Source organism: Qipengyuania sp. SM2507 (assembly GCF_053714505.1).
Map to the genome: position 1 here is coordinate 143485 of NZ_CM132307.1, position 15301 is coordinate 158785.

13 protein-coding genes are annotated in these 15301 nt (G+C 65.8%); 8 read left to right on the plus strand and 5 right to left on the minus strand.

The window, feature by feature from the left end; all coding sequences use genetic code 11:
* Window positions 1–51: 51 nt before the first annotated feature.
* Window positions 52–1311, minus strand: coding sequence for a hypothetical protein (locus ACWIKC_RS00665; protein ID WP_454598221.1), 1260 nt, complete (start codon window positions 1309–1311; stop codon window positions 52–54).
* 38 nt (window positions 1312–1349) lie between these two features.
* Window positions 1350–2603, minus strand: a complete 1254-nt coding sequence (locus ACWIKC_RS00670) for a TIGR04063 family PEP-CTERM/XrtA system glycosyltransferase (protein ID WP_454598222.1) — start codon at window positions 2601–2603, stop codon at window positions 1350–1352.
* 101 nt (window positions 2604–2704) lie between these two features.
* On the opposite strand from ACWIKC_RS00670, the gene ACWIKC_RS00675 reads away from it, so the two are divergent.
* The 4 genes from ACWIKC_RS00675 (at window position 2705) to ACWIKC_RS00690 (ending at window position 6071) form a co-directional block, all read left to right on the plus strand.
* The gene (locus ACWIKC_RS00675) at window positions 2705–2899 is read left to right on the plus strand and encodes a hypothetical protein (RefSeq protein ID WP_454598223.1); all 195 of its coding nucleotides are present in this window, start codon (window positions 2705–2707) and stop codon (window positions 2897–2899) included.
* Window positions 2892–4286 carry a putative O-glycosylation ligase, exosortase A system-associated gene (locus ACWIKC_RS00680; protein ID WP_454598224.1) on the plus strand — a complete coding sequence of 465 codons (1395 nt, stop codon included), beginning with the start codon at window positions 2892–2894 and terminating at the stop codon, window positions 4284–4286. Before ACWIKC_RS00675 ends, ACWIKC_RS00680 begins: the two co-directional genes overlap by 8 nt.
* Before the next feature lie 104 nt (window positions 4287–4390).
* Window positions 4391–4840 (plus strand): MaoC family dehydratase, encoded by a 450-nt coding sequence (locus ACWIKC_RS00685; protein ID WP_305928335.1) that lies wholly within the window; start codon window positions 4391–4393, stop codon window positions 4838–4840.
* 52 nt (window positions 4841–4892) lie between these two features.
* A complete protein-coding gene (locus ACWIKC_RS00690) occupies window positions 4893–6071 on the plus strand; it encodes an acetyl-CoA C-acyltransferase (protein ID WP_454598225.1) in 1179 nt (392 codons plus the stop codon).
* A 63-nt stretch (window positions 6072–6134) separates the two neighbouring features.
* Here ACWIKC_RS00690 and ACWIKC_RS00695 read toward each other — a convergent pair whose 3' ends face one another.
* Window positions 6135–7373 carry a polyhydroxyalkanoate depolymerase gene (locus ACWIKC_RS00695; RefSeq protein ID WP_454598226.1) on the minus strand — a complete coding sequence of 413 codons (1239 nt, stop codon included), beginning with the start codon at window positions 7371–7373 and terminating at the stop codon, window positions 6135–6137.
* Between the two features lie 301 nt (window positions 7374–7674).
* Here ACWIKC_RS00695 and ACWIKC_RS00700 point away from each other — a divergent pair, with 301 nt between their 5' ends.
* The 4 genes from ACWIKC_RS00700 to ACWIKC_RS00715 all read left to right on the plus strand — a co-directional run bounded on the left by ACWIKC_RS00700 (window position 7675) and on the right by ACWIKC_RS00715 (window position 13002).
* Window positions 7675–9402 carry an ABC transporter transmembrane domain-containing protein gene (locus ACWIKC_RS00700; RefSeq protein ID WP_454599519.1) on the plus strand — a complete coding sequence of 576 codons (1728 nt, stop codon included), beginning with the start codon at window positions 7675–7677 and terminating at the stop codon, window positions 9400–9402.
* A gap of 137 nt (window positions 9403–9539) precedes the next feature.
* A complete protein-coding gene (locus ACWIKC_RS00705; RefSeq protein WP_454598227.1) occupies window positions 9540–11687 on the plus strand; it encodes a M13 family metallopeptidase in 2148 nt (715 codons plus the stop codon).
* Window positions 11688–11792: 105 nt separating this feature from the next.
* A complete protein-coding gene (locus ACWIKC_RS00710) occupies window positions 11793–12599 on the plus strand; it encodes an undecaprenyl-diphosphate phosphatase (RefSeq protein ID WP_454598228.1) in 807 nt (268 codons plus the stop codon).
* Between the two features lie 154 nt (window positions 12600–12753).
* Window positions 12754–13002 carry a hypothetical protein gene (locus tag ACWIKC_RS00715; RefSeq protein WP_454598229.1) on the plus strand — a complete coding sequence of 83 codons (249 nt, stop codon included), beginning with the start codon at window positions 12754–12756 and terminating at the stop codon, window positions 13000–13002.
* A 92-nt stretch (window positions 13003–13094) separates the two neighbouring features.
* Here ACWIKC_RS00715 and phhA read toward each other — a convergent pair whose 3' ends face one another.
* Together phhA and ACWIKC_RS00725 are read right to left on the minus strand one after the other, a co-directional pair.
* A complete protein-coding gene (gene phhA, locus ACWIKC_RS00720) occupies window positions 13095–14033 on the minus strand; it encodes a phenylalanine 4-monooxygenase (protein WP_454598230.1) in 939 nt (312 codons plus the stop codon).
* Between the two features lie 36 nt (window positions 14034–14069).
* The gene (locus ACWIKC_RS00725) at window positions 14070–15293 is read right to left on the minus strand and encodes an acetyl-CoA C-acetyltransferase (RefSeq protein WP_454598231.1); all 1224 of its coding nucleotides are present in this window, start codon (window positions 15291–15293) and stop codon (window positions 14070–14072) included.
* Between the last annotated feature and the right edge of the window lie 8 nt (window positions 15294–15301).

The following is a 15301-nucleotide window of genomic DNA, read 5'->3' on the forward strand; positions in this document are numbered from 1 at the left end:
GTTTCGTGCGGGGCAAGTTTTGCGTAACAGCCTTGCCGACACGCGGTCTTCTCAGGACTTGCGGCTGACCTTGTCGAGCTTGTCGAGCGCGTTGCGCAGCCCGGCACGCGGGTCGTCGGGCCGCTCGTGCTGTGGTTCGCCGGGCGCACCGCGATCGCGATCCGCCTCGCGTCGCAGGAAGGCGATCACCGGATCGTCGGACCGCTCTGCCGAGGCGGGCTGAGGTTGCTCTTCTGCAGGGTCTGCTTGGTCCGACGGCGACTGCGAACGCTGCGCAGCGAGTGCGGCATCGAAGCGGGCGACCAGATCGGAGAGCGAAGACGCGGCAAAGTCGAGGGGCGCGGTTTCGGGTTCGGCTTCGCTTTCGACATCTGCGGCCCAGGACGGCTCGGTGGGTGTGTCGCTGGCAGCGGGTGCCCATTCCTGCGCTTCGGCGGGTTCGGCGGGCAGCTCCTCGTATTCAGCCTCCTCGACCAGCTCGGGCGTGTCGAAATTGGGACCTTCAGTCTCGACCTCCTGCGGTTCGGTGGCCGATGGCTCGGGCGTGGCCGCGAATCCGGCTTCGAGATCGCGCTCTTCGGCGACCGGTTCGGGGCGGGACCAGTCCTCGAGCGGCTCGTCGTCGAAATTGCGCTGCTGGACGCGCGGCAGGCCGGCGACCAGTCGATCGGCGGCGAAGCGCTGGAGATCGTCATCCTCGTCGCCGGAAGGGGTTTCGGCTTCTTCTGGGGCAACCGTGTCCGCTTCGGCAGCCTCGCCTAGGTCGACTTCGCTCGCCTGAAAGATGCGCCCGGTTTCCTCCTCGGTATCCTCAGTCTCATAATCGGGCAGCGGATCGTCGCGGTCGCTCATGCTGTGGCGTCCGGCAAGCCGCGTCGGGACCATGCCGGGAGCCTCGCTTTCCGCCGGATCGTCGAGGCCTGGCTCGTCAGTCGAGGCCTTGCCAGAAAAATCCTGCTCCACCGCCTCGTCGTCATCCGCAAGCCAAGGCGAATCGGTTGCCGGCTCGGCTGCCTCGCTGAGGGCCTGCGATCCGTCCTGAACCCGGCGGATGCGGGCGGCGATTCCCAGCCCCAGCAGCGCGCCGAGCAGCGCGGCAATGGCGCTGATCGCCAGTCGCGCGGTGTCGCCCAGAGGCGGCGCGGCGGCGGGCAGCCATTCGTCGAGCCCGGTCCCCATCACCAGACCTTCGAAATTGGCGGGCGGCACTACGAAGGTGCCCAGCCCCAAGAGGGCGGCGAACCACAGCGCCACGATCACCGGGAAGGCCGGATGTGCGCTAAGCGGTTTGGTGGTGCGGCTGGCGCTCATGGTCGCGTGGTTCTCTCTGTGCCTCCGGCGACCCGCAATCAGGCGGCGCGCGAGAGGTTTCTGTCCGATTTGCGCCGTAGCAGGCTTTGGTAAACGGCTTGATAACGATGGATATTATGCGCCCAGTCGTGATGTGCTGCAACATGCGCACGAGACCGCTCGCGCATCGCGTCCCAGTCGCCGCGGCGATCGAGCAGATCGGCCAGCGCATCGGCGCAGCCCTGCGGATCGTCGGGCGGGAACAATACCCCGGTGCGGCGATCCTCGATCAGTTCGCGATGGCCGCCGACATCTGACGCTGCAACGATACGCTGCTGCGCCATCGCCTCGAGCGGCTTGAGCGGCGTGACCAGATCGGTCAACCGGCTGCGCTTGCGCGGATAGGCGAGCACGTCGATCAGCGAATAATATCTCTCGACCTCGGAATGCGGCACCCGGCCGGTGAAGATAATGCCAGCGGCGGCGGGGCTGGCAGCGGCGCGCGCGCGCAGGCTCGCGTCCATCGGACCCCCGCCGACCAGCAGCAGCCGCGCGTGCGGATGGCGGGTGCGCAGCAGCGGCAACGCATCGATCAAATCGTCGAGCCCTTCGTAATCGTAGAAACTGCCGACGAAGCCGATCACCGGCCCGCCATCGATGCCCAGCTCCCTGGCCAACGCCTCGTCGCGCGGCGGAGGGTCGCCGAACATTGCCATGTCCACACCATTGGGCGAGAGCCCGATCTTGCCCGCCTCGTGCCCGCGAGCAATCAGGTCTTCGCGCAGGCCCTCGCAGATCGTGAACACCGCATCCGCGCCGGCAACGACGCGGTTTTCGAGCGCGCGGGTCAGCCGGTATTTGAGCGATCCGGCGCGCCCGGTGCCATTGCCGACCGCGGCATCTTCCCAGAAAGCGCGGATTTCGTAGACGAAGGGCAGGTTGAGCCGGTGCGACGCGCGCAAGCCCGCCATCCCGGTCAGCGCGGGCGAATGCGCGTGGAGGACGTCGGGCCGCCAGATTTGCGCCGCCTGCTCGATGGCGAGACGCAAGCCCTCGATCTCGGCCCATTCGCGAAACCCCGGGGGGCCCGACGGCGCTGCGGGTGCGCGGAAGAAGGTCAGCCCTTCGGCCTCTTCCTGGCGCAGGCCGCGCGCCGGCGTCGCGGCGGCGGCATCGATGCCCTGGCGCGGACCGGTCAGCCCGCGAACCTCCATCCCTGCGGCGATCTGGCTTTTCATGATCGCGCGCGTGCGGAAGGTATAGCCGGAATGCAGCGGCAGCGAGTGGTCGAGGATATGCAGAACTCGGGTCATCGGGCTATACTGTTGCACAACAGGCTTAACGCGCCGTCAACCGCGATGGCCTAAGGACAGCGCAAACCGCGCCCGCGCTGCGATTTCGAAAGACGCCGCATTTGATCGACTATTTCGCCCTTGCCCTCACCCACGGCCTGCTGCTGGTCGCGCTGCTGCGGCTGATCGGGCGCGAGGATGTCGACGTCGAGCCCTTGCTTTCCGAGGAAGAGACGGAGGCCGAAGCGGCGACAAAACCGCCCGAAACCGGCGCTGCGGCACGGCGCGCGGCACGAAAGCGGCGGCGCAATGCTTGATCTGGCGCTCTTCGCCTTCGTGTTGGCGTTTCTGGCGCTGGGAATCGCGCGTCCCTTCCTGTGGGTGCTCGCCTATATCTATATCGATATCCTCGCCCCGCAGAAGATCGGCTGGACGCTCACGCCGGCGCTGCCGATTTCGCTGATCGCCTTCTGCGCCGCCTTTGCCGGCTGGCTACTGACCGATTCGAAGAAAGAGACGCGGATTCACTACCGCCAGGGCCTGATGGTCGCGCTGCTGCTCTATTGCGCCTTCACCACCACGCTGTCGGCATTCCCGGTCGAGGCCGCGCATAAATGGGGCTGGGTGTGGAAAGCGCTGGTGTTCGCGATCTTCCTGCCCTTCACGCTCACCACCAGGACGCGGATGGAGGCATTGCTGGTCACCGTCGTGCTCACGCTGGGCGCCATCGTCATCGCCACCGGCATGAAGACCGTGTTCGGCGGGGGCGGGTACGAAAGCCTCTATTTCTTCGTCAACGACAATTCGGGCATCTACGAAAGCTCGACCATCTCCACGGTCGCGATCGGCTCGATCCCGCTGGTGCTGTGGTTGATGAAGCACGGCACCGTGTTTCCGCCCGACTGGCGGGTGAAGCTGTTCGGCTATGGGGTGATCTTTTCTTGCCTGCTGATCCCGGTGGGGACCGAGGCGCGCACCGGGCTGGTGTGCATCGCGGTGCTGGGCGTGCTGATGCTGCGCGACGTGAAGAACCGTATTCTCTATCTGCTCGCTGCCGGTGTGCTGGCGGTCGGGGCGCTGCCGTTCCTGCCGCAGAGCTATTACGAGCGTATGGCCACCATCGGCAGCCACGAAGGCGATGCCTCGGCCTCGACCCGGCTCGCGGTGTGGACCTGGACACTGGACTACGTCGCCGAACACCCGCTCGGCGGCGGGTTCGATTCCTATCGCGCCAACAGCTTCACCTATATGATGCCGGTGCGCACCGAGGAGGGCAATTCGGTCGCGGTCGATTATGTCGAGGTCACCGACAAGGGCCGCGCTTTCCATTCCGCCTATTTCGAGCTGCTGGGCGAACAGGGCTATCCCGGCTTCCTGATCTGGATGGCGCTGCAGATCACCGGACTGATCCAGATGGAAAAGCTGCGCCGCCGCTATCGCAAGCGCGACGGGCCGCGCGCCGCCTGGACGGCCGAACTGGCCAGCGCGCTGCAGGCGGCGCAGATCATCTACCTGATCGGCGCAACCTTCCAGGGGATCGCCTACCAGCCGGTGATCTTCCTCTTCCTGGGTTTGCAGATCGCGCTGTGGACCTATTGCGCGCGGCGCGAATCGACTCGGGACGCGGGCGCTGCCGATGAGCGGGCGGCGAAGCGGGCCCGCCGCCGGCGTGACCCGCCGCAACGCGACCCCGCCTTGCCGTAAGGGCCGCATTGGCGCGGTTGCGCGCGCCTTTTCCATCCGCCATGACGATCCGCGACAGCGCGGGGGCTTCCCGCGCGCACTTCGCGTATTTGAAGGAGAGGCATATGACCCCGCAGGACATGGCAACCAAGGCCGGCGAACATCTCGGAACCAGCGAATGGGTGGAGATGAGCCAGGAGCGCATCAACCAGTTCGCCGAAGCGACCGGCGATCACCAGTTCATCCACATCGACGAGGAAAAGGCCAAGATGACCCCGTTCGGCGGGACCATCGCCCACGGCTTCCTGACGCTCTCGATGATCCCCTATCTGTCAGCCAATTCCGACCTGCCCAAGGTCGATGGCGTGAAAATGGGCGTCAACTACGGCGGCAACAAGACGCGCTTCATCAGCCCGGTCAAATCGGGCAAGCGCATCCGCGGCCACTGGAAGCTGGTCGATCTGACCGAAAAGCGCCCCGGCCAGTGGCAGCAGACCAGCGAGATCACCATCGAGATCGAAGGCGAGGACAAGCCCGCCCTGATCACCGAATGGATCATGCAGTTCTTCGTCTGATCGCGCGCTTTCCCGGCGACACCATCACGGCTTAATTTTCAAAGGATTTATCATGCGCGACGCAGTCATCGTATCCACCGCCCGTACCGCCATCGGCCGCGCCTATAAGGGCGGCTTCAACGACACCACCGGGCCGACGCTCGGCTCCTATTCGCTCAAGGCCGCGATCGAGCGCGCCGGTGTGGAGCCCGACCTGATCGACGATGTCGTCTGGGGCGCCGCGCTCCAGCAGGGCACGCAGGCGGGCAATCTCGGGCGTCAGGTCGCGCTGCGCGCAGGCTGTCCGATCGGCACCAGCGGCATGACCATCGACCGCCAGTGCTCCTCGGGCCTGATGGCCATCGCCACCGCCTCCAAGCAGGTCACGCTCGACCGCATGGATGTGGTCGCCGCCGGCGGCCAGGAATCGATCAGCCTCGTGCAGACCAAGGAAATGCGGGTCATGCCCGATCCCGAGCTGATCGCGATGCACGGCGCGATCTACATGCCGATGCTGCAGACCGCCGAGAACGTCGCCCAGCGCTATGGCATCAGCCGCGAGGCGCAGGACGAATACGCGCTCCAGTCGCAGCAGCGCACCGCCGCGGCGCAGGAAGCCGGCCGCTTCGACGCCGAGATCGTCCCCGTCAGCACCACCCACAAGGTCATGAACAAGGAGAGCGGCGAGGTTTCCGACCAGGAGATCACCATCGCCAAGGACGAGGGCAACCGCCCGCAGACCACGCTGGAAGGCCTGTCCTCGCTCCAGCCGGTCATGGGGCCGGAGACCACCATCACTGCCGGCAACGCCTCGCAGCTATCGGACGGGTCCTCGGCCAGCGTGATCATGGAAGCCAAGCTCGCCGAACAGCGCGGCTTGCAGCCGCTCGGCCGCTATATCGGCATGGCGGTTGCAGGCACCGAGCCCGACGAAATGGGTATCGGTCCGATCTTCGCCATCCCCAAGCTGCTCAAGCGGTTCGACCTCAATGTCGACGACATCGGGATCTGGGAGCTGAACGAGGCTTTCGCGGTCCAGGTCATCTATTGCCGCGACAAGCTCGGGATCGACAACGACAAGCTCAACGTCAGCGGCGGCTCGATCTCGATCGGCCACCCCTACGGCATGACCGGCGCGCGCTGCGTCGGACACACGCTGATCGAAGGCAAGCGTCGCGGCGCGAAATACGGCGTCGTCACCATGTGCGTCGGCGGCGGCATGGGCGCAGCGGGTCTGTTCGAGATCTTCTGATCGCCTGAAGAACTATTCGGCCCCTCCCGCTTGCGAGGGGGAGGGGCCGTAACTAGCGGAAGCCTAGCCGTGCGCGGCGATGAATTCCTCTACCACCGGGGCGATCGTGTCGCGCCAGCGGCTGCCGTTGAAGATGCCGTAATGGCCCGCCCCCTCGGCCATGAAATAGCGCTTTTTCGACACGTCGAGATTGGGGGTCAGCTCGAGCGCGGCGCGGGTCTGGCCCAAGCCTGAAATATCGTCGCGTTCGCCTTCGATCGCCAGCAGCGCGGTCCTGGTGATCGCGCCCAGATCGACCAGCCGGTCGCGATGGGTGAAGGTGTTGTTGGGGATCGAATGCTCCTGGAACACCTCTTCCACCGTCTGGAGGTAGAATTCCGCGGTCATGTCGCAGACCGAGCGGTATTCCTCGTAGAAATCCTTGGTCGCCTGCGCGCTTGAGTCGTTGCCCGCGTTGATGTGTTTGAACATCTCGTAATGGCTCATCAGGTGACTGCCGAGATTCATGCTCATGAAGCTGGCGAGCTGGAGAAAGCCGGGATAGACCCGCCGTCCGGCACCGCGATGCTGCATCGGGACGGTGGCGATCACCGTCTGGCGGAACCATTCGATCGGGCGATCCATCGCCATGTCGTTGACCGAGGTCGGCGAGCAGCGGGTGTCGATCGGCCCGCCCATCATCGTCAGCGTGGCGGGGGTGCAGGGGTGATCGTCGCGGTTCATGACCGCGGTCGCGGCGAAGACCGGGACCGAGGGCTGGCAGACCGCCATCACATGCGCGTTCTCGCCGATGTGTTCGAGAAACTCGATCGCATAATCGATGTAGTCGTCGAGATCGAAATGCCCCTCGTGCAAGGGGACGGTCTTGGCGTCGGCCCAGTCGGTGACATAGACTTCGTAGCTCTCGATCATCCGCTCGACCGTGCCGCGCAGCAGCGTGGCAAAATGCCCGCTCATCGGCGCCACGATCAGCAGCCGCGGCGCGTCCTTGGGCAGGTTCGCGCGGCGGAAGCGCTTGAGATCGCCGAACGGCTTGTTGAGCACCGTCGCCTCGACCACGGGGTCGTCCTTGCCGTCCACCGCGACGGTCTCGATCCCCCAGGCGGGCTTGCCGCGCGGCGCGGAGGCGTGCGCGAAGACTTCGAGCGCGGAGGCCGCCATCGGCCCCATCCCGAGATAGCCGAAGGGACTGGCGTAATTCGCCGGATTGGCCGGGTTGCTCATCATCTCGGAGGCGATAGCGGCCCAGGCGCTGGCGCTCGAGAGCCAGCTGCGTTGCAATTCGTGAGCGTGGTAAAGCATTGGTTTCCCCTGCAAACGCCTCGTCCGGGCGTCCGGATATAGCGGCAAGGTGGCGCTTCTGCGGCCATTGTGCAATGCACAATCGCCCCCATCCTGCCGCGCGCGGCGTTGCAGGAACCCTGGTGCGGCCCATCGCAATCCGGCGAACAAACGCGGGGAGTGTATGGATTTCGGCAGCGCGGAGCCCTAGGTGAATCCCATGGACGGAGCACAGACCAGCGAAAGCGTTCCGCGCGAAGACTTCCAGCGCGCGGGCCGTGAAGGCGAACCGGCCAAGGCGCGTTCGATCCGTCCGCTGTTCATGGTCTGGCGCGCGGCGCTGGCCTATCCCGGCTATCTCGCACTGGCGGCGCTGGCGTTGCTGATAACCGCCGCGGCGACGCTGGCGATACCCGCCGGGTTCAAGCTCATCATCGACCAGGGCTTTGCCGCGGGCGCGGATCCCGAGGCGATCGGGCGCTGGTTCCGCTACCTGCTGCTGATCGTCCTGGTGCTGGCGGCGGGCACGGCGATGCGGTTCTATTTCGTCAGCTGGCTGGGCGAACGGGTGGTCGCCGATATCCGCCTGAGCACGCATCGCAATCTGATGCGGCTGGCACCCGATTTCTACGAGGAGAATTCTCCCAAGGAAATCTCCAGCCGGATGACCAGCGACACCACGCTGATCGAACAGGTGGTGGGCACCACCGTCTCGGTGGCACTGCGCAACCTGCTGATGGCGATCGGCGGGACGATCTACATGTTCTATCTGGTCCCGCAGCTGACGCTGGGGCTGATCCTGATCATTCCCGCGATTGTCGTGCCGATCACCTATTTCGGACGGCGGCTGCGCACCGTCAGCCGCACCAGCCAGGACCGGGTGGCGGATATCGGCGCGATGGTCACCGAAGTGCTCTCGGCGATGAAAATCGTCCAGGGCTTCAACCAGCAGGAGCGCGAGAGCGAGCGTTTCGGCGATGCGGTCGAACGCACCTTCACCGTGGCGCGCCGCCGCATCCTGATCCGCGCGGCGATGACTTCGATCATCATCATGTTCGTCTTTGGCGGGATCACCGTGCTGATCTGGCGCGGGGCTGCCGCGGTGGCCGAGGGCACGATCACCGGCGGGACCATCGCCGCCTTCGTGCTGACCGCGGGCCTGGTCGCGGGCGCCTTCGGCTCGCTCACCGAGGTCTATGGCGATCTGCTGCGCGGGGCCGGAGCGGCGAGCCGGATCGCCGAGCTGCTGCACGAGCACCCCACCGTGGCCGCCCCCGAGCGCCCGCAGGCGCTGCCGGTGCCGCCGCGCGGCAGCCTGTCGTTCCGCAATGTCACCTTCCGCTACCCGACAAGGCCCGAAGTCGCGGCGATGGCCGATTTCACGCTCGAGGTCGAGCCGGGCGAAACGGTCGCCATCGTCGGTCCTTCGGGGGCGGGCAAATCGACCATCTTCCAGCTCGCCGAACGATTCTACGACCCGCAGGCGGGCACCATCCGCCTCGACGGCGTGCCGCTGACCAGCGCCGATCCGCATGCGGTGCGCGAGCGGATCGCGATGGTTCCGCAAGACGGCGTGCTGTTCAGCGCCAGCGCGCGCGACAACATCCGCTACGGCGCCTGGGACGCGTCCGAGGAGCAGTTGTGGGAAGCGGCGCGGGCGGCCAATGCGGCGCAATTCCTCGAGGACCTGCCTGAGGGGCTCGACACCTATCTCGGCGAAAACGGGACACGGCTGTCGGGCGGGCAGCAGCAGCGGCTCGCCATCGCGCGTGCGGTGTTGCGCAACGCGCCGATCCTGCTGCTCGACGAGGCGACCAGCGCGCTCGATGCCGAAAGCGAGCGGCTGGTGCAGGATGCGCTCGACCATCTGATGCGCGACCGCACCACGCTGGTCATCGCGCACCGGCTCGCCACCATCCGCGCCGCTGACCGGATCGTGGTCATGGACGAGGGCCGCATCGTCGAACAGGGCACGCATGCCCAGCTGTCGGCCGGCGGGGGGCTCTACGCCCGGCTCGCAACGCTCCAGTTCGGGCTTGAGAGCGCCTGAAGGCGCTGCGGGTTCGACGGGGAGCCCAGCCCGTCCGACCAACGGATTTTGCGTTCGGGGTGCCCTAGGCTAGGCTTCGCGGCCCAGTCCGCCGCGCTGCATGCGCGCGGACGGTCGCATTTTCGGGAGACTAACAGATGATCCGTACCCTTCTCGCCGGTGGCGCCAGCGCCATCGCGCTCGCCATCGCTGCACCGGCCTTCGCGCAGTCCCAGGCCGAGGCCGACGCTGCCGCCACGGCCGAACCCGCAACCCCGACCATGAGCTTCGGCGAATGGGGCTTCGATCCGGAATATCTCTCGGACGATATTGAAGCTGGCGACGACTTCTTCGGCTTTGCCAACCAGACCTGGCTCGACGCCAACCCGCTGCCGCCCGAATTCGGACGTTTCGGCGCGTTCAACCTGCTGCGCGAGAAATCGACCGTGGATGTGAAGGCGCTGGTCGACGAACTGGTGGCCAAGGACCCCGCCACGCTGTCTGGCGACGAGCGCCGCATCGTCCAGGCTTATCAAACCTATATGGACACCGCCGCGATCGAGGCGGCCGGTCTCGCCCAGGCGCAAAGCTATCTCGACACCATCAAGGGCGCCGAGACTCTGGCCAGCCTGGTGACCGTGTGGAGCTCGCCGGGCTACGCCACTCCGCTGGGCGGCTATGTGACCGTCGATGCCAAGGAGCCGGATCGCTATTCGGCCCATATCGGTGCGGGCGGGCTCGGACTGCCCGATCGTGACTATTACCTCGACGAGACCGAGAAGGGCGTCGAAATCCAGCAGAAGTACCGCGACTATCTCGCCTTCCTGATGGGCGAAGCGAGCTACGCCGAGCCCGCCGCGATGGCGCAGGCTGTCTATGATTTCGAGGACCGGATCGCGCGCACTGTTTCTTGGGACCGGGCGGTGCGCCGCAATCGCGACCTGACCTACAATGCCGTCACCCCTGCGGAATTGGGCGAGATGGCGGGCGGCTTCCCCGTCGCCGCAATGCTCGAAACCACCGGTTTCGCCGCCACCGACCGCTTCGTCATCGGCGATCTGCCGCCGACCCCCGAGGAGGCGGAACGGCTCGGCCTGACCGAGGATGTTCTCGCCAAGATCGGCGGCGGCACGCCCGCGATGATGCGCCTGCTGGTCGATACGCCGGTGGAGGTGCTTCAGGCATGGACGGTCAAGGAGTTCCTCGAGAACAACGCCGCGATCCTGCCAAGCCGCTTCGACGAGGCGGATTTCGCCTTCTTCGGCCAGACGCTGCAGGGCACGCCCGAGCAGCGCGCCCGCTGGAAGCGCGCCATCGGCGAGACCGAAGGGCTGATGGGCGAACTGCTCGGCAAGAGCTATGTCGCGCGCTACTTCCCGCCCGAGAACAAGGCGGCGATGGACGAACTGGTCGCCAATCTGCGGATCGCGGTCGCGCAGTCGATCGACGATATCGAGTGGATGGGCGATGAGACCAAGGTGCAGGCGCTCGCCAAGCTCGACAGTTTCGACCCCAAGATCGGCTATCGCGAGAATCTGGAAACCTACAAGGGCCTCGAGATCACGTCGGGCGATCCGCTCGCCAACCGCATGGCCGCGGCCAAATGGCAGTGGCAGGACAATCTGGCCAAGCTGGGCGGGCCGATCGACCGGACCGAGTGGTTCATGCTGCCACAGACGGTCAACGCCTATTACAACGCGACCAAGAACGAGATCGTCTTCCCCGCCGCAATCCTGCAACTGCCCTTCTTCGCGTTGAGCGCGGATCCGGCGGTGAATTACGGCGCGATCGGCGGGGTGATCGGGCACGAGATCGGCCATGGCTTCGACGATCAGGGCTCGAAATACGACAGCACCGGCATGCTGCGCAATTGGTGGACCGATGCCGATCGCGCCGCCTTCGACGAGCGCGGCACCGCACTGGTCGAGCAGTATGACGCCTTCTGCCCGCTCGACCAGGGCGAGACCTGCGTCAACGGACGGCTTACCCTGGGCGAGAACATCGGCGATCTGGGCGGGCTGAGCCTCGCCTATCGCGCCTACAAGATAGCGACCGAGGGCAAGGACGTGCCGGTGATCGACGGGCTGACCGGCGACCAGCGCTTCTTCCTCGCCTGGGCGCAGGTCTGGCGTTCGGCGCAGCGCGAGGAGACCGCGCGCCAGCGGCTGCGCACCGACAGCCACAGCCCGGAAGAGTTCCGCGTCAACGGCGTCGTGCGCAATATGGATGCCTGGTACGAGGCCTTCGGCGTGACCCCGCAGGACGAACTCTACCTGTCGCCCGAAGAGCGGATCACCATCTGGTAGGCGCGCGAAACCGCTAGAGGATCGCCCGCTAGGCGATCCGCAAAGCAAAAAAAGGGGGTGCCGGTCGCTTGACTTGGCACCCCCTTTCTTCATGGCGCCACAATCATGGACAACACGCTCACCGCCATCCTGCTCGGCATCCTCGAAGGGCTGACCGAATTCCTCCCGGTCAGCTCGACCGGGCACTTGATTCTCGCGCAGGCTTGGTTTGGTTACGACCCGGACCAGTGGCAACAGTTCAACATCGTGATCCAGCTAGGCGCGATCCTGGCGGTGGTTGTGAGCTATCGAAAGCTGTTCTGGTCGATGGGTACCGGCCTGCTGCGTCGGGATTCCGAGTCGGTGCGCTTCACCCGCAACATCTTCCTCGGGTTTCTGCCTGCAGCTTTCATCGGGCTGCTGGCCAAGGACGCGATCGACGTGATGCTCGGCGCGCCGCTGGTGGTCGCGGTCGCGCTGGTGGTCGGCGGCATGCTGATCCTCGTGCTGGAACGGATCATCCCTGCGCGCGAGGACAAGGGCGTCGCGGCGCTGTCTGCCGGAACCGCGCTGGCGATCGGCCTGGCGCAGTGCCTGGCGATGGTGCCCGGCACCAGCCGTTCGGCCTCGTCGATCCTGGGTGCGTTGGCGATGGGCGTGGGCCGCAAGACCGCCGCCGAATTTTCCTTTTTCCTCGCCGTTCCGACCATGCTCGGCGCCGCGACGGTCAAGATTCTCGACGATCCCGCCTTGCGCGCGGGCGAGGCCACGATCGGCTGGGGCGAGATCGCGCTGGGCTTCACGGCCGCTTTCCTGGTGGCGCTGGTGGTCATCCGCGCCTTCGTCGCCTTCGTCAGCAAGCACGGTTTTGCGCCGTTCGCCTGGTATCGAATCGTGATCGGCAGCGCCTTCATCTTCTGGCTCATGGCCTGACAAAGGCCTGCAGGAGCCGGGCTATCCTCGAACGCTTCGTCGCAATGATGGCGGAATCATGGCGATGATGCTTGCAACGCGGCGTCATCTGTCGCAGTGAGGCGCACGAGCCGAATCCGCGTTGCGGACCGCTCAAAAACTAAGGGGAAACAATATGAAGAGCATTTTCAAGACCTCGATGGTCGTTTCGGTTGCCGCTCTGGGCCTGAGCCTTGCCGCTTGCGACAGCGCCGCCGAGAACCAGGCTGAAGACGAGATCGAAGCCACCGAAGAAGTTGCCGAAGAGCAGATCGACCTGATGGAAGAGACCGGCGAAGTCACCGACGAGCAGGCCGACATGATGGAAGAGAACGTCGAAGCCGAAGCCGATGCGGCCGAAGAAGCTGTCGACGAAACGATGTAATCGACCAAGGTCGATGACGAGAAAGCCGGCCCGGGAGCGATCCCGGGCCGGTTTTTCTTTGTGTGGATGATGTCCGGTCGACGCCGGAATTTTCAGACCGGCTTGGCGCCGCTCCCGCGTCCGCCGCGCAGCAGATATTCCTGCGTGCCGCGGTTGAGCACGTTGTCGACATCGATCACCGCCGAATTGGCGTAGGTGAAGGCAGGCGGCAGGTTGCGATAGAGCCGGTCGAAATCGCGCTCCACCGTCTGGCGGTAGAGATCCTCGAAGCTCTCGATCACGAAATAGGTCGGTTGCAGATCGCTGATCACATAGTCGGTGCGCATAACCCGGTCGACGTTGAGCATGATGCGGTTGGGGCTCTTGGCCTGCGTGGCATAAACGACCTCGGTGGGCCCTGAGAGGATGCCCGCACCATAGGCCTTGATGCCGTCCGCTTCCTCGATCAGCCCGAACTCCACCGTGTACCAGTAGAGCGCGCCGAGCGCTTTCAGCCGGTTGTAGCGCATCGCCTTCCACCCGGCCTTGCCGTATTCCTGCATGTAATCGGCAAAGGTCGGATCGGTGAGCATCGGCACATGGCCGAACACGTCGTGGAAGACGTCTGGCTCCTGGATGTAGTCGAAGGTCTCGCGCGTGCGGATGAAATTGCCCGCCGGGAAGCGGCGGTTGGCGAGATGCCAGAAGAACACGTGGTCGGGGATCAGCATCGGAACGGGCACCACGCTCCAGCCGGTAAGCTTGTCCAGATCCGCGCTCATCGCGGCGAAATCGGGAACTCCGCCTTTGCCGAGATCGAGCTTGTCGAGCCCCGCCATGAAGGCACTCGCCGCCCGGCCGGGGAGGACGTCCATCTGCCGGGCGAAGAGATCGTCCCAGATCGCATCGTCTTCCGAAGTGTAATCGGTCTGCTTGGGCTCGAGCCAGTCCTCGCCCAGGTGGTCGGGCCGGCGCAGCGGCGCTGTAAAGACCTCCTCCGGCATTTCGGGAAGGCGGCTGAAATCCTGTTCTTTGATCGCTGATGTGGCCATCCCGTCTATCTAGCGATTGCCGGGGCCGGTTACAAATCAGGCCGCGCGTTCGAACACCGCGGCCATGCCCTGCCCACCGCCGATGCACATGGTTTCGAGGCCGTAGCGCACCTCGCGGCGCTGCATCTCATGCGCCATGTCCGCGAGAATGCGCAGACCGGTCGCGCCGATGGGATGGCCGAGCGAAATTCCCGATCCGTTGACGTTGAGGATGTCGCGGCGCGAATCATCCTCGCTCCAGCCCCACCCCTTGAGAACCGCGAGCACCTGCGGCGCGAACGCCTCGTTCAACTCGACCAGTCCGATATCGTCCCAGCCCATCCCGGTGCGCGCGAACAGCCGCTCGACCGCGGGGACCGGTCCGATCCCCATCCGGCTCGGGTCGCAACCCGCCGCGCTCCAGCTGTGGAACCACAGGATCGGCTCGAGTCCGAGTTCCTCCACCTTGTCCTCGGCAACGACCAGACAGGCGGCGGCGGCGTCGTTCTGCTGGCTGGCGTTGCCCGCGGTGACGATCGCAGCAGGATCGCGCTTTCCGTCGATGGCGCGCAAGGACCCCAGCGATTCCAGATCCGCATCGGCGCGAAAGCCTTCGTCCTGCGCGAACACCAGCGGATCGCCGCGCCGCTGCGGGATTTCGACCGGCACGAGCTGTTCGTCGAACCGGCCCGCCTCCCAGGCGGCGGCGGCGTTGCGGTGCGAGCGGACCGCGAATTCGTCCGCCGCCTCGCGCGAGATATCATAGTCCTTGGCGAGGTTTTCGGCGGTTTCGATCATCCCGGAGATCACTCCGAAGCGCTCGATCGGCTGGCTCATCAACCGCCCGCGGGTCAGCCGGTCCCACAGTTCGAGATCGCCCATTCGAGCACCATGCCGCGCCCTTGTGGTGTAGTGTTCGACATTCGACATGCTCTCGACCCCGCCGGCGAGCACGCAGTCGGCAACCCCGGTCTGGACCATCATCGCCGCGGTCGCGACCGCCTGCAGGCCCGAGCCGCAGCGCCGGTCGAGCTGGAAGCCGGGGACCTCGATCGGCATGCCCGCCGCCAGCCAGCTCCAGCGCCCGATCGCGGGCGCCTCGCCGCTGCCATAGCCCTGGCTGAAGACGACATCGTCGACGCGGGCGGGGTCGATCCCGCTGCGCTCGACCAGCGCCTTGATGATGATCGCGCCCAATGCGCCCGCCTCGAGCGGGGCGAGCGTGCCGAGGAACTTGCCCACCGGGGTGCGCAACGGCTTGCAGATGGCGACTTTTCTCATGGCAGGTC